Origin of the sequence: Xanthomonas sp. WHRI 1810A (assembly GCF_040202885.1) — a bacterium.
Lineage (GTDB): Bacteria > Pseudomonadota > Gammaproteobacteria > Pseudomonadales > Pseudomonadaceae > Aquipseudomonas.
This window is the reverse complement of sequence record NZ_JBEGED010000001.1, coordinates 714,397-733,437: the sequence shown is the minus strand read 5'-3', so window position 1 is coordinate 733,437 and position 19,041 is coordinate 714,397. Positions and strand designations below refer to the sequence as shown.

General features: G+C 59.9%; 17 protein-coding genes and 1 tRNA gene. 5 read left to right on the top strand and 13 right to left on the bottom strand.

Translation table 11 applies throughout. The features are described 5' to 3' along the window. Positions 1-156 precede the first annotated feature (156 nt). From mksF to mksB, 3 genes are read right to left on the bottom strand one after another with little or no spacing between them, the layout of a single operon-like run. Positions 157-2,991: an Mks condensin complex protein MksF gene (gene mksF, locus ABQX22_RS03320; RefSeq protein ID WP_349796405.1), complete on the bottom strand. Its 2,835-nt coding sequence runs from the start codon at positions 2,989-2,991 to the stop codon at positions 157-159. Further along, entirely contained in the window at positions 2,988-3,695 is a 708-nt protein-coding gene (gene mksE, locus ABQX22_RS03315) for an Mks condensin complex protein MksE (protein ID WP_349796403.1), read from the bottom strand. The genes mksF and mksE overlap by 4 nt, the downstream gene beginning before the upstream one ends. Beyond that, positions 3,685-4,962 carry an Mks condensin complex protein MksB gene (mksB, locus tag ABQX22_RS03310; protein ID WP_349796401.1) on the bottom strand — a complete coding sequence of 426 codons (1,278 nt, stop codon included), beginning with the start codon at positions 4,960-4,962 and terminating at the stop codon, positions 3,685-3,687. Before mksB ends, mksE begins: the two co-directional genes overlap by 11 nt. A gap of 144 nt (positions 4,963-5,106) precedes the next feature. Between mksB and ABQX22_RS03305 the strand changes: the two genes are divergently transcribed. Both ABQX22_RS03305 and rimI read left to right on the top strand, forming a co-directional pair. Then, complete coding sequence (locus ABQX22_RS03305; protein ID WP_349796399.1) at positions 5,107-5,910, top strand: hypothetical protein; 804 nt, start codon at positions 5,107-5,109, stop codon at positions 5,908-5,910. Further along, the gene (rimI, locus tag ABQX22_RS03300) at positions 5,903-6,355 is read left to right on the top strand and encodes a ribosomal protein S18-alanine N-acetyltransferase (RefSeq protein WP_349796397.1); all 453 of its coding nucleotides are present in this window, start codon (positions 5,903-5,905) and stop codon (positions 6,353-6,355) included. The genes ABQX22_RS03305 and rimI overlap by 8 nt, the downstream gene beginning before the upstream one ends. Positions 6,356-6,380: 25 nt before the next feature. On the opposite strand, the gene ABQX22_RS03295 is transcribed toward rimI, so the two are convergent. Continuing rightward, a complete protein-coding gene (locus ABQX22_RS03295) occupies positions 6,381-6,788 on the bottom strand; it encodes a hypothetical protein (RefSeq protein WP_349796395.1) in 408 nt (135 codons plus the stop codon). Between the two features lie 153 nt (positions 6,789-6,941). On the opposite strand from ABQX22_RS03295, the gene can reads away from it, so the two are divergent. Then, entirely contained in the window at positions 6,942-7,583 is a 642-nt protein-coding gene (gene can, locus ABQX22_RS03290) for a carbonate dehydratase (protein ID WP_349796393.1), read from the top strand. A gap of 103 nt (positions 7,584-7,686) precedes the next feature. Here can and ABQX22_RS03285 read toward each other — a convergent pair whose 3' ends face one another. The 5 genes from ABQX22_RS03285 to ABQX22_RS03265 all read right to left on the bottom strand — a co-directional run bounded on the left by ABQX22_RS03285 (position 7,687) and on the right by ABQX22_RS03265 (position 12,435). Further along, complete coding sequence (locus tag ABQX22_RS03285) at positions 7,687-9,360, bottom strand: methyl-accepting chemotaxis protein (RefSeq protein WP_349796391.1); 1,674 nt, start codon at positions 9,358-9,360, stop codon at positions 7,687-7,689. 86 nt (positions 9,361-9,446) lie between these two features. Further along, positions 9,447-9,743: a hypothetical protein gene (locus ABQX22_RS03280; RefSeq protein ID WP_349796389.1), complete on the bottom strand. Its 297-nt coding sequence runs from the start codon at positions 9,741-9,743 to the stop codon at positions 9,447-9,449. 128 nt (positions 9,744-9,871) lie between these two features. Next, complete coding sequence (locus ABQX22_RS03275) at positions 9,872-10,759, bottom strand: metal ABC transporter substrate-binding protein (protein ID WP_349796387.1); 888 nt, start codon at positions 10,757-10,759, stop codon at positions 9,872-9,874. Positions 10,760-10,783: 24 nt separating this feature from the next. Beyond that, complete coding sequence (locus tag ABQX22_RS03270; protein ID WP_349796385.1) at positions 10,784-11,653, bottom strand: metal ABC transporter permease; 870 nt, start codon at positions 11,651-11,653, stop codon at positions 10,784-10,786. Beyond that, positions 11,650-12,435: a metal ABC transporter ATP-binding protein gene (locus ABQX22_RS03265; protein WP_349796383.1), complete on the bottom strand. Its 786-nt coding sequence runs from the start codon at positions 12,433-12,435 to the stop codon at positions 11,650-11,652. The genes ABQX22_RS03270 and ABQX22_RS03265 overlap by 4 nt, the downstream gene beginning before the upstream one ends. A gap of 283 nt (positions 12,436-12,718) precedes the next feature. Between ABQX22_RS03265 and ABQX22_RS03260 the strand changes: the two genes are divergently transcribed. Further along, complete coding sequence (locus tag ABQX22_RS03260) at positions 12,719-13,327, top strand: flavin reductase family protein (protein ID WP_349796381.1); 609 nt, start codon at positions 12,719-12,721, stop codon at positions 13,325-13,327. 74 nt (positions 13,328-13,401) lie between these two features. On the opposite strand, the gene ABQX22_RS03255 is transcribed toward ABQX22_RS03260, so the two are convergent. The 3 genes from ABQX22_RS03255 to ABQX22_RS03245 all read right to left on the bottom strand — a co-directional run bounded on the left by ABQX22_RS03255 (position 13,402) and on the right by ABQX22_RS03245 (position 17,734). Then, positions 13,402-14,982: an aldehyde dehydrogenase (NADP(+)) gene (locus ABQX22_RS03255; protein ID WP_349796379.1), complete on the bottom strand. Its 1,581-nt coding sequence runs from the start codon at positions 14,980-14,982 to the stop codon at positions 13,402-13,404. Positions 14,983-14,994: 12 nt separating this feature from the next. After that, complete coding sequence (locus tag ABQX22_RS03250) at positions 14,995-16,653, bottom strand: thiamine pyrophosphate-binding protein (protein ID WP_349796378.1); 1,659 nt, start codon at positions 16,651-16,653, stop codon at positions 14,995-14,997. 376 nt (positions 16,654-17,029) lie between these two features. Then, positions 17,030-17,734 (bottom strand): hypothetical protein, encoded by a 705-nt coding sequence (locus ABQX22_RS03245; protein ID WP_349796376.1) that lies wholly within the window; start codon positions 17,732-17,734, stop codon positions 17,030-17,032. Positions 17,735-17,938: 204 nt separating this feature from the next. Between ABQX22_RS03245 and ABQX22_RS03240 the strand changes: the two genes are divergently transcribed. Continuing rightward, positions 17,939-18,499, top strand: a complete 561-nt coding sequence (locus tag ABQX22_RS03240) for a fasciclin domain-containing protein (protein ID WP_441005233.1) — start codon at positions 17,939-17,941, stop codon at positions 18,497-18,499. 137 nt (positions 18,500-18,636) lie between these two features. On the opposite strand, the gene ABQX22_RS03235 is transcribed toward ABQX22_RS03240, so the two are convergent. Next, positions 18,637-18,713, bottom strand: a tRNA-Met gene (locus tag ABQX22_RS03235). Positions 18,714-19,041: the final 328 nt, after the last annotated feature.

The window sequence follows — 19,041 nt, the reverse complement described above, 5'->3', positions numbered from 1 at the left end:
CGCAAACAGGTACCTGTACGTCCGAGAAGTGACCCAGACAATTAACTGCTCGCAAGACGTGATTGCCAGACGCTTACAAACCTTATTTAGGACGAGACAAACAGCATAAAAAAAGGCCGCATCTTCATGCGGCCTTTTCAATGCTTCACCCTCCGGTCATGGCACCGCTTTCTCCGGCACTTCAGAAGCTTTAGCCTTCACAGAATCATCGCGACGCTGAATGTATTTCCAGTCAGCCTCATCGATATAGATCCCGGCAGGACCGCTACCGCCCTCGAGGTCAATCGCCACATGGGCAGAGACCTGCGGCTTCACGCTCGCCAAAATAGGCACAAACCCAAGTTGGAGACTAGTCTCCAGCAACGCTGCCTGGTTTTTCTCGTCAATGTCCGCAGCCTCATCCAGATAATACGGAAGGCGGATACGGCCGGCCTGATCGCGATCCATCAAGTGCAGCAACAAGTACATGTTGGTAAGCGCCTTGATGGTCATGGTGGTGCCGTTGGACGCCGCGCCATCGATATCAGTGTGAATCACGGGTTGGCCGTTTACTTTGGTGATCTCGAACGCTAGTTCGAACAGGTCCTTAAGCCCCAACTGGTTGTGATTCGCAGCGACAAGGCGCGCCAAGTATTCCTTGGCCTCTTCGTTCTTGTTGTCCTGATCTGCGCTCTGATTCAGGTCGAACACCGAAAGCGTTTCCCCTTCCTCATACTGGCCAGCACTGTGGATAATCTGATCGATATGCTTGAGCGCTTCCTTGTTGGGCGCCAGAACGATGCGGAAGCTTTCGAGGTTGGATACCTGACGCTTGTTGATCTCCCGATTGAACAGCGCCAGCTGATGTTCAAGGCTGTCGTAGTCACTGCGGATATTGCGCAATGTTCGAGCGATGTCGGTGACCGCAGCGCGACGCGCCTTGCCCAAGGTCAGCGCCTCATCTTGCCTATGGGCGTACGCGTTGATCAGCAGCTGCAGACGACGCTCCATGTCGTCCTCGCTATCGAACTTGGCCACACCTTTCAGGCGAACCTGCGCGTACAACGCCTCAATTTGACCATCGCACCGCTGGAGACCCTGCCAGCTGTCCTGATAATCGTTGAGCAGGGGCAAAAGGTTTTCCAGCGAGTCATCCACCGCTTCCATGAACGGCACACCGAACGGCATGTCAGCAGGTAACAGGTGACGGCGTCGCAAGGCATCGTCCAGTGTCCGCTGCTTGGCTTCCATATCACCGATCTGACGTGAGATAAGTTGCAGCTTGGCGGACAGTTGCTGGACGCGCTCAGTGAATGCATCAGATGAACGCTTGAGCTCATCCTGCGCCGCTTCCATCTGAGCGAGCTGCTCGAGCTTCTCGGGCTCTTCCGCGCTCAATGTCTGCGAGCGGCGGAAATCTTCCAGCGCTTTTTGCGCGTCGAGCACCTGTTGGTAGAGCACTTCAGTCTGCGTCTTGCTTGCGGCGCGGTCGGCTGACACGGCCTGCTGGGTCTTGAGTTGCTTGAGCTCTTTTTCAAGCCGCTCTTTCTGGTCACGCAACGCTGCACGGTCAGCCAGCGCCTGCAAGGCCGGGGGCTCGATATGGGACAGATTGATCGACAGACCCGGCACTTCGAAGCGCTCCCCCTTGAAGCCGTCCAGGATGGTTTCAAGGGATTTGACCCAAGCGTTACCATCGTCCAGCGCGATGCCATGTTCACCCAGCGGCAAACTGAACAGCGCGCTGTTGAACAGGCGCATCAACCGTTCGACGTCCGGCTGCGAAAACTCTTCACGCAAACGTGCGTAGCTGTTGTTGTCAGCATGGTCGAGCTGCTGCTTGACCGACTTCAGGCGTTTTTCCAGATCGCGCAGACGCTCGTCCAGATCTTCAACGCTGAACTGACGCGACTGAGCCAGTGCGCCTGCCAGTTCATCGTGCGCATCCTTGGCCGCCAGCAACTGCTGCTCAAGCACCCGCGCATCGTCCACCAACGCAAAGCGATTCTTCAAGACTGCCAGTTCGCCGATCCAGCGTTGTATGCCGCTGATCTCACGCTCAAGCCGCATCAGCTCTTGCGTACCACCGCGCTGATTGTTTTGCAGTGCATCCTGCTCGCCGCGGTAATGCTCGGCCTGAATGACCAGCTCTTCCTTGCGCGCGTTGGAATAGTCCTGCCAGGTGCCCAGCAGGGAATCCAGCAGCGGAGACAGACGATGCAATTTGCCGCGCAGGACTTCGCGCTGCCGCACACCGTTGGCCAATGCTTCCACCAGCGGGCCGGCCAGGACGAGAGCGTTGTAGTCCTGCTCCATGCGTCGCACATCGCGGAAGGCTTCTTCGCACGCAGCAATGTAATCAACGCTACCGGAACGCAAGCTGTGCTCGAATGCATCAAGAAACAACTGCTTGAGCTTGGCGGCCGTGATCTCGCGCATGTGCAGCAGGTTGATGAACAACGCACGGAAGGTTTTCAAGCTCTGTTCACTGGTCGAACGCAGCGGAATGAGCGTCAGATCCAGCGGGATCGAGGTGTGACCGCCCACCAGCAAGCGGCGCAATTCATCCGGTTTCAACTCGTAGGCTTTCAGGCCTTCGGCTTCGAGGTTGCTGAACAATTCTTTCTGGCGAAGACAGGTGTCGTTTTTCTGGTAATGCGCCAAATCCAGTTTGCCGGCGTAAGCAAAGAACTGGTGACCGAACCCACCGCCCGGGCCGCGACCCACTACGCCAATGACGTGAGGGCCATGAGGCAGGGCGACCTCCACCAGGATGTAGCTGGTATCAGTGGCGAAGTAGAAGCGGCGCGATTGCTCCAGCGTGTATTTGCCAAAGCTCATGTCTGACATGCGCGCCAGAATCGGGAATTGCAGCGCGTTGATCGATGCGCTTTTGCCCAAATTGTTCGCGCCATAGACCGACAGCGGATGCTCCAGCGGGAACAGGCCGAGGCTGTAGCCGGCGGTGTTAAGCAGGGCAAAGCGGCGGATGCCGTAACGTTCCTGGCTCATGCGTCAAGCTCCTGTTCTTCGGCGATCGCGCGGGCCAAGGCCTGCTCCTCGGTAAGCTCACTGTCGTCAAACTCCGCGAGGTCCAATGGGTCGCCGGTTTCAAGCAGCTTTTCGTCGCTGTCGTCGTCGATCAGAACCGGGACAGGTAACGGCAGATCGCTGTGCAAACTGGCCGCCAGGTCGCGGTCCTGCTGGACGGAAAGACAGACATCCAGGAATCGATGCATCGGCGGCAAAAAGCGGAAAACGCCCAGTTCTTCGGTGGCAAAGCCGAGCTGGGTCATGCGGCGCATGATTTTTTCTTCGAGCTCTTCCTGACTCTGCACTTCAGCCTGCAGGAACAGGTCGCGGTATTTCTCCAGCAACGACGGCAGTTCCTCGCGGCCCAGGCTGCCACCGTCCAGCACTGCGACGGGGTCACGCCCCTGGTCTGCCAGATGCTCGACCAGAATGAAGGTGAACAACGCCAGTCGCTGAGCCGTCTTGTTGACCTGAGCTGCAGCCAGGTCGGGGACGAAGTAATAGAAACCACGGGTGTCGCACACCAGTTCGAAGCCCAGGGCTTTGAACAGCGTGCGGTACTGATCCTGGGAGTTTGACAGCTGTGCGTACAGCTCCGGGTCGCGGCGGCTGATGTGATAGCCCTTGAACAGCTCGCGGAAAATCGGCGCCAGCTGGGACATTTCGGACAGATCAAGATGCATGGGCGGTGCCCTCTGAATTCTCTGGGGTGACGTCTCGACTCGAGAGCAGGGCGAAGGAGCGCAGGCTGACCCGGTGCTCCTGGGTCAAATATTCACGGCGTTCCAGGCGCGCGCGTTGAAAGCGCTTGTCCCGCGACAGGCGCGAAAACCAGTACAGCAACTCATCGGTCGCGCCGGTCGATTCTTGCTCGAGCAACCACGCCATCAGGTCCGGCATGGGCAGCGCGTCTTCGCAGCGCTCCAGCATTTCCTTGACCGTGCGCGGCGCCTTGGGCGGCTCACCTTTGCGGGTGGTGCTGGCTTTGGGGAAGCGCGCGGGTTTGGGTTCGAAGCGCGCCAGGGCGTAAACGTAGGCTTCCACCTGATTGGCGCTGCCCAGGAACGTGCTTTGCGGACGGGTGAACATCGGCATTGCCGCCTGCGGCACCGCGTCGATGCCCTTGCGGCGGATGGCTGAGAGCGCCAGCGCGGCGCCTCGGGTCACGGCATTGTGGCGACGAGCTTCTTCGCGCAGCGGCAGCAGCAGTTCACGGGCATGGCGCAGAGTAAGTTGCGCACTGGTCTGCATTTCCAGGATGCGCGCGTGAGTGCGCAGCAGCATATCGTCGTCAACCAGGTGCCCAAGGCGCTGCTGATCGGTGAGCATGCGCAGCAACACGTTTTCGACCTTGCGCACGCCCTGTTCAAAGGCGCCGTCGGCGTTCACCAATTGAATCATCGGCTCAACGTATTCGTCCCACGTCGCCAGCACTTCAGCGTAACGCTGGCGAAGGGGAATCTGCCGGTCGCTGGTCTTGGCGCGTTCGGCCACGGAGACCAGCGCCTGTTCGTCATTGGCGAGCTTTTTCAGGACATCGCGCACACGCATGTCCAGCAACCGCAGCTGGCGTGCCAGATCGTCGGCGTCGCGAACATCGAACGCGTCCTGGATATAACCCGCCAGACGCTCCAGATGACGCAGATAGGCCTCGATTTCCAGGCACAAGCCAAGGCGGTGCTCGCGGCGCAGGTAGGACAGGAAGTCGTGGATCTGCGCGTTGAGCTCAAAACGGTTCGGGCTCTTGGCGACAGGCACCAGAATGTCGAGGCGGATCCAGACGTCCAGCAGGTGGGTAATGTCCTGGGGCGTGCTCTCGACCTGATGGGCCGCCAGTTGCAGGCGCAGTTCGCTCAGGCTCAAGGTGCCTTGGTCAAAATGCTCGCACAGTGGCTCAAGGAGCGCCCAGTGTTCGGCAAGGGCGCGCAGGACGCGCTTAGGTTCGATCATTGGAGGGCCGGCTGGTTAGCGAAGAAAAGCGGCGATTGTACTGCATAGCCGCAGATGGTTTTCACTCCCGGTCGATCAACTGCGGCGCGAAACGACGAAGGTCTGTAGAATCGCCGTCCTAACGTATCCACAGGTGGCTGACCTTTGCTCAATGAGTCCCGCCGCCGCGCTTATATGACTGCCATGCAGGTGGTCAATTGGCTGCCGCGCACCGAACTGCCTTTTGCCGCGCCCTCGCGTCCGGAACTGCTTGCGCCGTTACCGCCACCTGTCGAAACGCCGGTGGCTGTTGCTGCGCCCCAGGCCGTTGCCGATTCGGCGCCAGTCAGCCCTGCACCCACGGCGCGCAGCCTCGAACGCCCGAAGGTCGAGTTGCCGCGCCCCGCGTCGCTTGTGAAGCCCACCGTCAAGGCCGCTGCAAAAGAGGAAGAGGCCGCGCCCGCAGTGGCCAAAGCGCCGGTCGTACAGCCGCCGCGCTTTTCCCTGCAGTTGCTGCGTGCCGGCAATTGTCTGCTGCTGGTTGAATTGGCCACCGGAGAGCCCTTCCAGAGTCGCGATCCATCCTATCTGTTGCTCAAAGACATGCTCCGCGCTGCCGGTCTGCCGGACAGCCCTCAAATCATTGGCGAACCGGTGCGTTGGCCGTTGCTGGTACGCGGTCAGATGGATCAAGGCCCGGAAGCGGCGCGTGATTTCGTCCAGGGCTTCCTGTTTGCCCGTCTGGAAGAGGCGCCATGCAGCCTGCTGTGGCTGATCGGGTTGCCATCGCTCAAGTTCGCCGGTGAAGCCGACGCCGAATCCTACAACCGAGAACTGCAGGTCGATGGCCTGGGTTCTGCCTGGGCGCTGCCAGGGCTTGAACTTTTAATGGACGAGCCTCAGCGCAAAGCCGACGTCTGGAAAGCCATGCGCAGGCTGATGGCACGTTGGAAGACCGTTGATGAGTGATGCAGTGACTTTCCGCCCGATGACCGAAGCGGATCTCGATGCCGTATTGAAAATCGAATACGCCGCCTTCAGCCACCCGTGGACGCGAGGCATCTTTCTGGATGGCTTGAAGTCGTACGAAATCTGGCTGATGTTCGAGGGTGAACAACAAGTCGGTCACGGCGTCATCAACGTGATCATCGATGAAGCGCATCTGCTCAACATTACCGTTAAACCGGAAAGCCAGGGGCGTGGTTTGGGCTTGTTGCTGCTGGACCGGTTGATGAAACGTGCCTACGAGCTCAATGGGCGCGAGTGCTTTCTTGAGCTCAGGGCCAGCAACCAGTCGGCCTACCGTTTGTATGAGCGCTACGGCTTCAACGAGATAGGCCGACGCCGCGATTACTACCCGGCCGTCGGTGGCCGGGAGGATGCGTTGGTCATGGCCTGCACATTGCTGGACTAAAGGCTGACGGGAAGAGCGATCTGCCCTACGGCTTGCCATCCAGAGGGTCGAAAATGGCCATTTCTTCCTCGTCCAGACCACCGCCGGCGCCGATCTCGTCTTCGTCGACAACACTCAGATCGAAGTCGGCCGGGCCGCCTTCGCCTCTCTCCTCCGCAGAGCGGGCGCCGTCTTCGTCAATTAGGGTTTCCGGGCTCATGTCGTCGTCGGTTGGCTCATGGTCCGCGGTGGACGCGCCGGTCATGCCAGCTTCGCGCACCCGCTCATCGGGGATGAGGCTTTCCAGTTCGTCAGCCGGGATCGTGTCACCGATTCGACCACTGGGTTCGTTATTGTCGTTGAAGTTCAGCTCTTCCATGGAGCCCATCCGATCCTCGTTGTCATCGATAGGTTCGGGTTGGGTGGCGCCAAACGGGCGGCGTTCATCAGTCATGGCGAATTCCTCATTGTGTGGGCCTAAGTAAGGTGGACCGACCACACTCTTGAAGATTCCTTTTTGTTCTTCGGCGGCGTAGTGGCAAATAGCGCGTGACCCGCAGCGCCTGGCGCCAGTCATAGCTGAGCATCATTTTCGAGGCATCAACGCATGAACGAGCTACAAGACCTGATCGACAACAACGAGCGCTGGGCTGCGGCCATCAAGGAAGAAGATCCTGAATTCTTCGCCAAACTGGCGCGCCAACAGACCCCTGAATTCCTGTGGATCGGTTGTTCGGACGCGCGCGTTCCCGCCAATGAAATCGTCGGCATGCTGCCCGGCGATCTGTTCGTCCACCGTAATGTCGCCAACGTGGTCCTGCACACGGACCTCAATTGCCTCTCGGTGATTCAGTACGCGGTCGACGTGCTCAAGGTCAAACACATCCTGGTCACCGGCCACTACGGGTGTGGCGGGGTGAAGGCCTCGATGCAAAACCGTCAGTTGGGCCTGATCGATGGGTGGCTGCGTTCGATTCGTGATCTGTACTACGAGAATCGCGAGTTGCTGGCGGCGCTGCCCACTGAGGAGGAGCGTGTTGATCGCTTGTGCGAGCTGAACGTGATTCAGCAGGTGGCGAACGTCGGTCATACCAGCATTGTGCAGAACGCCTGGCACCGTGGGCAGAAGTTGTCGGTGCACGGCTGCATCTACGGCATCAAGGACGGTCGCTGGAAAAGCCTGAACGCGACCATCAGTGGTTTCGATCAATTGCCGCCGCAGTATCGGTTGATGCCGCAGGGGGAGTGACCCCGCTCCTGTCTGGAGGAGCCAACTTGTTGGCGAAAGAGCTTACGCGGTCTGACTTGCAGATCGCTTCGCGAACAAGTTCGCTCCTACGGGTTGGATCGCCTTACAGCACGAACCGCTGAACCATCGTGTTCAGGTCCGTCGCCAGCATCGACAGTGCGTTACTCGCCACGGTGGTTTGCTGAGCGCCGGACGCCGACTGGGCGGACAAGTCCCGGATGCTGCTCAGGTTGCGATCAACCTCGTTGGCCACCTGCGCCTGTTGCTCGGCGGCGCTGGCAATCAGGACGTTGCGGTCGCTGATGGTCGACGTCGAGCTGATGATCACGGTCAGCGCCTGACTCGTCGCGGCCGCGTGCTCCAACGTCACGCTGGCTTGTGCCGCCGTTACCCTCAAGGCTTCAGCTGTCTCCTGCGTGCTCTTTTGCACCCCGTTGATCAGGCCCTCGATCTCTGTCGTCGACGCGCTGGTGCGCTGCGCCAGTGATCGCACTTCGTCGGCCACCACCGCAAACCCGCGCCCGGCTTCACCTGCCCGTGCAGCTTCGATGGCGGCATTGAGCGCCAGCAGATTGGTTTGATTGGCGATGGCGCGGATGACGTCGAGAATCTTGCTGATGCTCAACGTGCGCTCGGCCAGGCCTTCGGCTTGGTGCGAAGAATCCAGGACGTTGTCAGTCAGCTCCTTGATCGACTCAATGGTGCCCGACAGTCGATCCCGCCCTTCGGCGGCTGCATCATTGGAGGCCCGGGATTCTGTTGAGGTGTTGCTGGCGTTGTCCGCGACTTCAACCGCCGCCTGGCTCATCTGGTTGACCGCCACCGCCGCCTGCTCGATTTCATCATTCTGCAGTTGCAGGTTCTGCGCACTGGCCTCGGCAATCGCGCCCATTTCCTGCACCGACTGCGTCAGCTGAGTCGCCGCGGCATAAATCTGCTCGATGGTGCCGTGCAGATTGCCGCGCATCCGGCCCAGCATGATCAGCAACTGAGCGGTTTCGTCCCGGCCTTCGGGTATAGGCTGCGGGCTGAGGTTGCCGTCGGCGATGGTGCTGGCGATCTGCAGGGCGTGGCGCACAGGGCGAATAATGCTCACGCTCAAGCGCCAGGCCAGCAGCAAGGTCAGTACCAGTGCCACGACAATCGCGCTGAGCGCAATAATTCGAGTTTGCTGAAAACGGCTACCGGCGGCATCGACTGTGGCTGACGCGCTTTGCTTGTTCAGCTCGCGCAGCAACTGCACCTGCATGTCCATCAGGTCGCCCTGCATGCTCAGCGTGGTGTTGAGCAGCATCCGGGCGTCTTCGAGTTTGCGTTGCTCGATCAGCGCAATTTCGTCATGCAGTCCCGGCATGAAGGCCTTATAGGCGTCCTGCAAGGCGGTAATCGAATCACGTTCGGTGCTGTCGGTGGCATGCGCCAGATAGTCGCTGAAGCTTTTTTCCACTTCATTGCGCAGCTGTTCAACGTTGATTTTACTGGTGACCACCGCCCCGGGGTCATCCGCGTTGGCGATCAGGCGAGCGCTTTCGCCCCGCAGTTTGATCAGGTCGATGGCGATTGCGTCTGCCATCGCCATGCTCGGCAACGTGCCGCTTTCGACTGCCTCTCCCTGATCGCGGATGCTCTGCATCTGCTGCAGGCAGAATGCGCCCAACGCCACCATCAGCAACGCGGTGATGCTGAAGCACAGCACCAGCCGCTGAGTGATTTTCAGGCGCCGCAACAAACTGGGCCTGGAACGACGAGCGAGCAATCGAGGCAATAACGTTTTCACTGCAACCAATCCCATCGACGAGTACACCGGAGGTAATGGTTATAGAGCGCTTCCGTGATGTCTTTATGACATCGGAAAGAAATATTTCAGTTGTGTGGTGATTCCTGAAAGTGGAGTGCCGGGTCGGTTTTGGAGGTCATATAGCCGCGATTGATCAGGGTTTTCAAAATGCCCAGATGGCCTTGCACCGACCAGAGGGCCGACGACATGACCTGATCGGACCACTGGCCATCGTCGTCACCGCTGAACTGGCCCGATATCAACAACAGCACCGACTCGGCCCGCATGATCTCGGCGAGAATCGCGTCGGCCAGATAACCCGGCGCAATATCCGGGGACACCACCAATACGTCTTCTGCCACGCTTATGTCTCGACTGTTCATTGCACGCTCTCCCTGTCGACGTTGAACGCGCTCGCCATTGAGCGCGCCGGCGAAGTGTAGGAAAGGAACAATCCATTCGGGGCAGAAACTGATTACAAGGCGTATCGGCGCAGTCCGTCACTGCGTATTCACTGCCCCTTCATGGCTGCCGTCAGCTTGTCGACGTTGTAACGGAACATTTGCAGGTAGGACGCGGCCGGGCCCTTGGCGGGCGAGAGTGACTCGACGTACAGCTCACCCCCAGGATGCGCGCCGCTGGCCTTGGCAATCTGCTGCACCAGGCGCGGGTCGCCGGAGTTCTCGAAGAAATAGGCGCTGACGTGCTCCTGCTTGATCTGATTGATCAGCTTGCCTACGTCAGCGGCCGAGGCTTCGGTCTCAGTGGAGAAGCCCAGCGGCGACAGAAACGTAACCCCGTAGGCATCGCCGAAGTAGCCGAAGGCGTCGTGGGAGGTCAGCACCTTGCGCCGCGGTTCCGGGATCGACTGAATCTGCGCACGTGCGTAGGCGTCCATGTCCTGCAGCTGCTTGATGTACCGATCACCGTTGGCCTGGTACTCGGCTGCGTTGGCGGGGTCTGCTTTCTGTAGCGCGGTGATGATGTTTCGTACGTACACCACGCCGTTCACTGCGCTGTTCCAGGCATGCGGATCGGTGATCTGCTCGCCGTCCTCCTCCATGCTGCGCGTCAGGATGCCGTTGGACAGCACCACCGGATCCCCCTTGTAACCGGATGCCGTGATCAAGCGATCCAGCCAGCCCTCCAGATGCAGACCGCTGACGAATACCACATCGGCGGTCTTTAGCGTTTGCGCATCATTGGGCGTTGGCTCGTAGACATGTGGATCGCCATTGGGCCCGATCAGCGAGGTCACATGCACGTGCGTGCTGCCGACGTTTTGCACCATGTCGGCGATAACCGTAAACGAAGCGACGGCCTCCAGCGGTTTCGCCTGGGCAGCATGAGCCAGACCCGACAGCGCGAGAGCGGCGGTCAGTAGCGTGAAACGTTTCATGTGATTTCCTTTGTAAGAGCGTGATCAGCCGGAGAGGTGAACCCTCGGAAGCAGCCGTCGGAGAAATCCGCTGCGTCCGAAAAACAGTGAGAACAGATAAAAGGCGCTGGCCGTCAGCACGATGGCCGGGCCGGAAGCGACGCTGGCGTGGTAGGAAACGATGAGCCCGATGAAGCCCGACAAGGTGGCCACCAGTGTGGAAATCACGATCATGCCGGTCAGCGAGTTCGCCCAGAAACGTGCGACCGTTGCCGGCAGCATCATCATGCCGACGGCCATCAAGGTGCCCAGTGCCTGAAAACCTGCCACCAGGTTTAGTACCACCAACAGCAGAAACAGCACGTGATACAGCGATCCTCGTCCGCCCACCGCCCGCAGAAAACCTGGGTCGAAGCACTCCAGGATCAAGGGTCGGTAGATCAGCGCGAGCAATATCACGGTGAAGGACGCGATGCCCCCGACCATGAAGATCGCTGGGTTATCGATGGCCAGAATTGTCCCGAACAGCACGTGCAGCAGATCCACATTGGAACCGTGCAGCGACACGATCAGCACGCCCGCCGCCAACGACGTCAGGTAAAAGCTGGCGAAGCTGGCGTCTTCACGCAACGTGGTGAAGCGGCTGACAAGCCCTGAGAGCAACGCCACCGCAAGCCCTGCGATCAACCCGCCGAAACCCATGGCCGGCAGCGACAGACCGGCGAACAGAAAGCCTACCGCTGCGCCCGGCAACACCGCGTGACTCATGGCGTCGCCCACCAGACTCATGCGTCGCAGCATCAGCAACACGCCCACCGGGCCGGAACCTATCCCTAGCGCGAGGCACGCCACCAGCGCGCGGCGCATGAAACCGAACTCGAAGAACGGCTGGATCAGCGCCTGATACATCGTCATAGCGGGCCTTCCTCATTGAGGGCGCACGGCTGTGCGTCGGCGCTCCAGTGTTCGGCCATGTTCTTGGCCCGACGCAGGTTTTCGCTGTGCAGAATGTCAGCGGTGCGGCCCCAGGCGATGGTTTCGCGTGCCAGCAACAGCGTGTCCGGAAAGTGCTGCCGCACTTGTTCGATGTCGTGCAGCACGGCGATTACCGTCCGGCCCTGACCGTGCCAGCCGCTGATCAGCGTGAGTAAATCCCGGGTGGTGCGGGCGTCGATGGCCGTGAACGGCTCGTCCAGCAGAATCACCGAAGCGTCCTGCAACAACAGCCGCGCAAACAGCACGCGCTGGAATTGACCCGAAGACAACGAGCCAATGCTGCGTTGCTCGAAACCCTGCAAGCCCACCGCCAGCAATGCCTCATGCGCCTGTTGAACCGCTTCGCGTCCGGCGCCACGGAAGGGGCCGAGCCGGTGCCAGGCGCCCATCAGCACGGTGTCAGCGACACTGAGCGGGAAACTGCGATCAATCTCGGCGGCTTGCGGTAGATATCCGATATGCCGCGTGGCCAGCGTGCCGCGATCAACACGGCCTTCGGCAGGCTTGAGCGTGCCGGCGATGGCCTTGATCAACGTGGATTTGCCCGCACCGTTGGGACCGACGATGGCGGTAAGACTGCCTGCAGCGAACCGACCACTGACGTGGTGCACGGCGGGCCGCCGCTCATAGGTCACCGTCAGGTCATGCAGATCGATGGCTGCACTCATGGGATGGCCACCGCCCAGACGATCGCCATCCATAACACTGCCAGCACGGCCAGTGAGAGCAGCACGCGTCTGCCTGCGGACTGGGCGAGGGCAGAAGCCGCGATGTTTTGAGGTGAGCGCTTGATCGAGTTCACAAACGGAAAGCCTGAAATGTTTTGTTATAGTATTACATCACTATTCTCAGGAAGGAGGGAAGGGGTATTTTTTGTAGGTTCAGGGAGGGGACAGGTGAAAGCTCGTTCGTGCCATGCATTTTCCCGACGACTCAAAACCTGTAGTTTCCAGAGCACGCTTTTTCTCTTCAGGATTTTTCCTTATGTCCGCGAGTCACCGCCGTCCTGTTCCATTGGCCAAGTCCTACCGCCTCCTCAATCACGGTCCTACGGTATTGATCAGCGCCGCTCACGGCGACAAGCGCAATATCATGGCGGCGGCGTGGGCAATGCCCCTTGATTTTGATCCGCCCAAAGTGACGGTGGTGTTGGACAAGTCGGTATGGACGCGGCAATTGATCGAAGCCTCCGGTGCGTTCGTCATCAACGTCCCGACCGTGAGTCAGGTCAATATCGTTGAAACCGTAGGCTCAACCTCTGGCTTGGAGATTTCCGGTGAAAAGGACGTCGACAAATTCAGCGCTTACGCACTGCAGACGTTCCAGGGGGAAGTGATTGATGCGCCGCTGCTCGAAGGTTGCGCCGCGTGGCTCGAATGCCGATTGCTGCCCGAGCCGCACAACCAGGGTCAGTACGATTTGTTCATTGGCGAAGTGGTGGCCGCTTACGCCGACGAGCGTGTGTTCTCCGATGGGCACTGGCACTTTCAGGGCCACGACGAACTGCGCACGGTGCACCATGTGGCAGGCGGTCACTTTCTGGTGATAGGGGACGGGGTCGAAGGGAAGGTGCTGCCGCGCTCTGCCTCTTAAAGCATAGTTCGCGACAGGGTGATGAAAGAGGATGGCCGGGTGCCCGTCGGCTTGCGACACCCGACCACTACCTGTCAGTCCTTGGTCAACTGGCCGTCTACCAGACGCCAGGTGTCCAGCGGATTACCTTGTTGCAATGCAGGTGGCAGCAGCGAATCCGGGACGTCCTGGTAACAGACCGGACGCAGGAACCGGTCGATGGCGGTTGCACCCACTGACGTGCTGCGGCTGTCGGACGTGGCCGGGAACGGCCCGCCGTGCACCATGGCGTAACTGACTTCGACGCCCGTCGGGAAGCCGTTGAACAGGATGCGCCCGGCCTTGCGTTCCAGGGTCGGTATCAGTGCTTGAGCGAGGGCTTGATCGCCTTCGTCAAAGTGCAGCGTCACGGTCAGTTGCCCGCTGAACGTCGTCGCGACGTGGCGCAGGTCTTCCAGATCCTTGCACACGATCAGCAGTGCGCTCGGGCCAAAGTTTTCTTCTTCCAGGCCAGGGTTGGCCATAAAGGTGGCGGAGTCTGTGCGGAAAAATGCCGGACGTGCCTGGAACGACCCCTCAGCCTCTTTACCCTCGGCCACCAACTGAACGCCCGACGCGCTGTGCAGCGTATTCAGACCGTTGCAGTAGGCGCCATGGATGTTCGGCGACAGCATGGTGGTGGGAGACTTGTCAGACAGCGCCGTGGCAGATGCCTCTACAAAGCGTTCCAGTGCCTCGCTTTCCAGCGCCAGCAGGATGCCGGGGTTGGTGCAGAACTGTCCGGCGCCCAGTACCAGTGACTCGACGAAGCCCGTGGCGATGCTGTCCGCCCGTGCAGCCAACGCCGCCGGCAACAAGAACACCGGATTGATGCTGCTCATCTCGGCGTACACCGGAATCGGCACCGGACGGGCTTGCGCGGCCGCGACCAACGCCAGTCCGCCACGGCGCGAACCGGTAAAGCCGACCGCCGAAATCAGCGGATGACTGACTAGCGCCTGCCCTACGGAAATGTCCTTGTCGATCAACATCGAAAACACGCCAGCGGGCATGGACGTGTCGTACGCGGCCTTTTGGATGACGCGGCCCACCAGTTCGCTGGTGCCCAGATGCGCGGGGTGGGCCTTGACGATCACCGGGCATCCGGCGGCGAGTGCGGACGCGGTGTCGCCGCCAGCCACCGAGAATGCCAATGGGAAGTTGCTGGCGCCAAACACGGCGACCGGCCCCACGCCGATACGACGCAGGCGGAGATCAGAGCGGGGCAACGGGGCGCGGTCCGGCAGGGCGGTGTCGATGACCGCGCCGTTCCAACGACCGTCGCGCACCAGGCTGGCAAACAGTTTCAGTTGATTCACCGTCCGCATGCGTTCGCCTTCAAGGCGCGGTCGCGGCAGGCCGCTTTCCTGGTGGACGCGTTCGATGAGGGTGTCACCCAGGTCCAGCAGGCCCTGCGCGATGGCATCGAGAAACTGCGCCCGACGCTCATCAGGCATTCGTCGATAGGCATCAAAGGCGGATTCGGCCAACTCGCAGGCCGTGTTGACATCGGCCTGGCTGCTGGCGCCAAACGCCGGTTCGAGCTTCTCGCCGGTAGCGGCCGCCAAGGCATACACCTCGCCTGCGTCGCCCCGTACCGAGCGTTGACCAATGATCGTTTCACCAAGAATCTGCATCGCTGAAACCTCTTAATCTAGACGGGCCTGGGGGGTTATTTGTCGAGGGTCTACGCGCAATTCGATCAGCGCCGCGACACCCGCGTTTTGCGCTCGCTGGAACGCGGCCGGAAAATCGTCGCTGCGTTCAACTCGCTCGGCATGCGCCCCGAAGGATTGGGCAAGCGCGATGAAGTCAGGGTTGGTCAGCTCGGTGGCTGACACCCGCCCCGGGTACTCGCGCTCTTGATGCATACGAATGGTCGCGAGCATGCCGTTGTTCACCACGATAACTACCAGCGGCGCGTTGAACTGCATCGCCGTGGCCAGCTCCTGAGGGTACATCATGAAGCAACCATCGCCAGCAAAGCAGACCACCGTACGCTGGGGATCTTTCAGTTTGGCGGCAATGGCCGCCGGGAAACCATACCCCATGGCGCCGTTGGTGGGCGCAAGCTCGGTCGCCGGTTGCCGATAGCGATAAAACCGGTGGACCCACACGGTGTAATTGCCCGCGCCGTTGGTAATGACGGCGTCGTCCGGCAGTATCTCGTTCAAATGGCCGATCACCGAGCCCATGTCCACGCCAGCCAGTTGCGGGTGCGGCAGGGGCGGGGTGGAATGCTCGATGTAGTCGGCACGGGCGGATTCCGTCCAGGCCTTCCAGGCATCGCTGGCCACTGGCGTGAGCTGTGCGACGGCCGCGGCGAAGGTATTCATGGCGGCGTTGATGGGCAAGGTGGCCTGATAGACGCGATTCAGCTCCTCGGGATCAGGGTGCACATGAATCATCTTCTGCGCAGGCGTCGGGCTCTGGATCAGCGTGTAGCCGGCGGACACGGTTTCGCTCAGGCGCGAACCGACGACCACTAGCAGATCGGCATTTTTAACGCGCTCGATCAGCTTGGGCGACGTGGCCAGCCCCACTTGACCGACGTAATGCGGGTCGCGGTTATCGAACAGGTCTTGCCGACGGAACGACGCCGCTACCGGAAGATGATGGGCCTGCACGAAGCGTTTGAACGCCTGAGTGCCTTCCGCGTCCCAGCCCGTACCGCCGACAATCACCAGCGGTTGCCTGGCCGCCGCCAGCAGGTCTCGCAGTTCCTCGAGCGCAGCAGGGTCTGGCGCCGCGCGGGCGATCCGCACAGGCTCGGCATCTTCCACCACCGCCGAACCGAAGAGGATTTCCTCCGGCAGCGCCACCACCACAGGCCCGGGCCGCCCGGACATGGCCACACTGAAGGCCTGGCTGACGATTTCCGGAATCCGCTCGATGCTGTCGATCTCAGTCGCCCATTTCGCCAGACCACCGAACATTTGTGTGTAGTCCACTTCCTGAAATGCTTCGCGCCCTTTAAATCCGCCCTCGATCTGGCCGATGAACAGAATCATCGGGGTCGAATCCTGCTTGGCGGTGTGTACGCCGTTGCTGGCGTGGGTGGCGCCAGGGCCGCGCGTGACGAAGCAAATGCCGGGGCGGCCGGTCAACTTGCCGTAAGCGTCGGCCATGTTCGAAGCCGCGCCTTCGTGGCGCGTGACGATGGTGCGGATCGACGGGGTGTCGTGCAGCGCGTCGAGCACGGGCAAATAGCTTTCGCCAGGGACGCAGTAAAGGGTGTCGACGGCGTTTCGGAGCAGCGCTTCAACGAGAATCTGGCCGCCGTTGCGTGCTTGCTTGGAATCAGACATGGATTTCAGGTTCCTTGTTACGGGGGTTCTGGCAGAAACAGGGAGACGATGAACACCAACATATATGAGCGTGCGTGCACTGGGTATAGAGCATGACGGTGAGGACACGGGGCACGGGCCATTGGCATCGAGTGCAGGCCGAGCGCGTGCGAACCCCTCGAATCCCGGCAGACGCCCTGCATGGGATGGCTGATCATTACAAAATCAAGTGGCGAAGCGTGGTTTATCGACTCGTATACAGGGTCGAGGATGAGCGGGTCGTTGTGACGGTGGTTGCCGTGGGGAGACGGGAGCGCGGCGACGTGTATGAGGATGCGAAACGGCGATAGCGCGCCGAACGGTGGTTGAACAGCCCCCAAGATGGGGGCTATCAGTGCTACTGCTGAACCGCGCTGTACCCTTCAAACGCTGTCTGCTGCTGAATCGCAGTGACAATGTTCTTGCGCGTCGCGGGCTGCTCGTTGCCGTCCTTGTCCACAAACACTTCGCTTTGCAGCTCGGCTTCCTCGCCTTCGCCCACGAAGGAAAAGCCGAGAAATTCGTACGCTTCACGATCGACATACGGCTTGGAGCGCGGATTGCACAGCGCCAAGGTGACGCTGTTGTCGTCTTTGCTGATGACGAACACTTCAATGTCTTTCTTGGCGCGGGCGACTTTGCCCTTGCCCGGATTCGGATTGCTCACGGCCTGGTGGGTCTGGTTCAAGACACGCAACGCCAGGCTGTAGACCAACTCCTGAAACGCCGGGTCATCCTTGTAGCAGGACAAAATGCGGCTGATCGGGAACCTGGCGCTCAAGTCTTCAAGCGCAGCCATGTCAGAAGCTTCAGCGTCCTTGAGCTGCTTGAGTTCGCCCATCAGGTCGTAGGCCTTGTCGTCATCGAACTGATCGTGCGCCTGCCGAATGGCAACCCGAAGCTCGCGGATCTGGTCGCTTTCCTTGGCCGTCTGGAACGCGTCGAGCACCATCTCACTGACGATCTTCGCCTGCGGCACGTGCTGAGAAAGATTGATGGCGTTCTCGTATTCCAGCTTGGAAGACAAGGGCGTCACGGCGGCATCGGTGTGGGAATCAGGCATTGGACATTCACTACTTCATTAACTGAGGTTGGGACGCGAAAGCGGTTGAGGCGTTTCGGGGCGCCTAATCTATTGGACGCGGGCGGTCTTGTCACGGGGCAGGGGCAGGCACGCGAAATTTCTCAAAAACATGCATCCACATGGACGCCTCGTTCCGTATCTCTAATACCCTCATCCTGAGGGCAAGAGCCCAGGAGAAACACCATGCATGCTTTTTACAAAAAAATTGCAGCAGCAGCCTGCTTCGTACTGCTCTCAGTGACCGCAACCTTCAGCATCGCCGCTGATACCGTGATGGTGGGCGGTGCCCCGATGTATCCGAACAAAACGATTGTGGAAAACGCCGTCAACTCCAAAGACCACACGACGCTGGTCGCAGCGGTCAAGGCTGCCGGTCTGGTTGATACCCTCAACGGCAAAGGTCCCTTCACGGTTTTTGCGCCCACCAACGAGGCATTCGCCAAGCTGCCAGCAGGTACCGTCGATACGCTCGTCAAGCCCGAGCATAAAGCCGACCTGACCAAAATCCTTACCTACCACGTGGTCTCCGGCACCCACACATCCAAGCAACTGATGGCTGACGCCAAGAAGAACGGTGGCATGGTCATGCTGAAGACCGTGCAGGGCGAATCGCTGACGATCAAGCTGCAAGACGGAAAGCTTTGGGTGATCGATGCAAAAGGCAATAAGGCGAGTATCAGCATTGCAGACGTGATGCAGTCCAACGGCGTGATTCACGTTGTCGATACGGTATTGATGCCCTGATCACCCGCGATCCCGACGGCGAGAGCAGTGCCGGAGGGGGAAGGGCGTAGGGACAAATCGCCAGACACAAAAAAGCCCGCACGAGGCGGGCTTTCTTGAGGCCTACAAATTTCGTTAGAAATCAGTAAGCCGGTACTTGGTGGCTACACAGGGACTTGAACCCCGGACCCCAGCATTATGAATGCTATGCTCTAACCAACTGAGCTATGTAGCCAAGTGGCGCGCATTATTCGCTTAGATCGAATATGTGTCAAGCGTCAGCGTGAAAAATTTATGCATGCGATCAAGTGGTTACGATTTAAACCGCTTCGCCCTCATAAATCACGGAGGGGACGCACGTACATCTGCCGGGTGACGTTACAGTTTGTTGCCCGCCGCTGGGTGGTTTCGCCTCATTTGTGTGCATGCCCCGTAGTTCGCCATCATTTCAGCCCGTTCTGGCTGGCTTTCATGCTGCGGTCCGGTTCTTGCTTTAGCTCGCTTATCAGCGGCGCCGTTCTGGCGCTCGCCTAACAAAATCCAATGAACGTCACGTGTCCCTG

Coding starts and splice junctions, on each gene's coding strand:
- mksF (WP_349796405.1), bottom strand. CDS start 2,991: ATGAGCCAGGAACGTTACGGCATCCGCCGCTTTGCCCTGCTTAACACC.
- mksE (WP_349796403.1), bottom strand. CDS start 3,695: ATGCATCTTGATCTGTCCGAAATGTCCCAGCTGGCGCCGATTTTCCGC.
- mksB (WP_349796401.1), bottom strand. CDS start 4,962: ATGATCGAACCTAAGCGCGTCCTGCGCGCCCTTGCCGAACACTGGGCG.
- rimI (WP_349796397.1), top strand. CDS start 5,903: ATGAGTGATGCAGTGACTTTCCGCCCGATGACCGAAGCGGATCTCGAT.
- ABQX22_RS03295 (WP_349796395.1), bottom strand. CDS start 6,788: ATGACTGATGAACGCCGCCCGTTTGGCGCCACCCAACCCGAACCTATC.
- can (WP_349796393.1), top strand. CDS start 6,942: ATGAACGAGCTACAAGACCTGATCGACAACAACGAGCGCTGGGCTGCG.
- ABQX22_RS03280 (WP_349796389.1), bottom strand. CDS start 9,743: ATGAACAGTCGAGACATAAGCGTGGCAGAAGACGTATTGGTGGTGTCC.
- ABQX22_RS03275 (WP_349796387.1), bottom strand. CDS start 10,759: ATGAAACGTTTCACGCTACTGACCGCCGCTCTCGCGCTGTCGGGTCTG.
- ABQX22_RS03270 (WP_349796385.1), bottom strand. CDS start 11,653: ATGACGATGTATCAGGCGCTGATCCAGCCGTTCTTCGAGTTCGGTTTC.
- ABQX22_RS03265 (WP_349796383.1), bottom strand. CDS start 12,435: ATGGATGGCGATCGTCTGGGCGGTGGCCATCCCATGAGTGCAGCCATC.
- ABQX22_RS03260 (WP_349796381.1), top strand. CDS start 12,719: ATGTCCGCGAGTCACCGCCGTCCTGTTCCATTGGCCAAGTCCTACCGC.
- ABQX22_RS03255 (WP_349796379.1), bottom strand. CDS start 14,982: ATGCAGATTCTTGGTGAAACGATCATTGGTCAACGCTCGGTACGGGGC.
- ABQX22_RS03250 (WP_349796378.1), bottom strand. CDS start 16,653: ATGTCTGATTCCAAGCAAGCACGCAACGGCGGCCAGATTCTCGTTGAA.
- ABQX22_RS03245 (WP_349796376.1), bottom strand. CDS start 17,734: ATGCCTGATTCCCACACCGATGCCGCCGTGACGCCCTTGTCTTCCAAG.
- ABQX22_RS03240 (WP_441005233.1), top strand. CDS start 17,939: ATGCATGCTTTTTACAAAAAAATTGCAGCAGCAGCCTGCTTCGTACTG.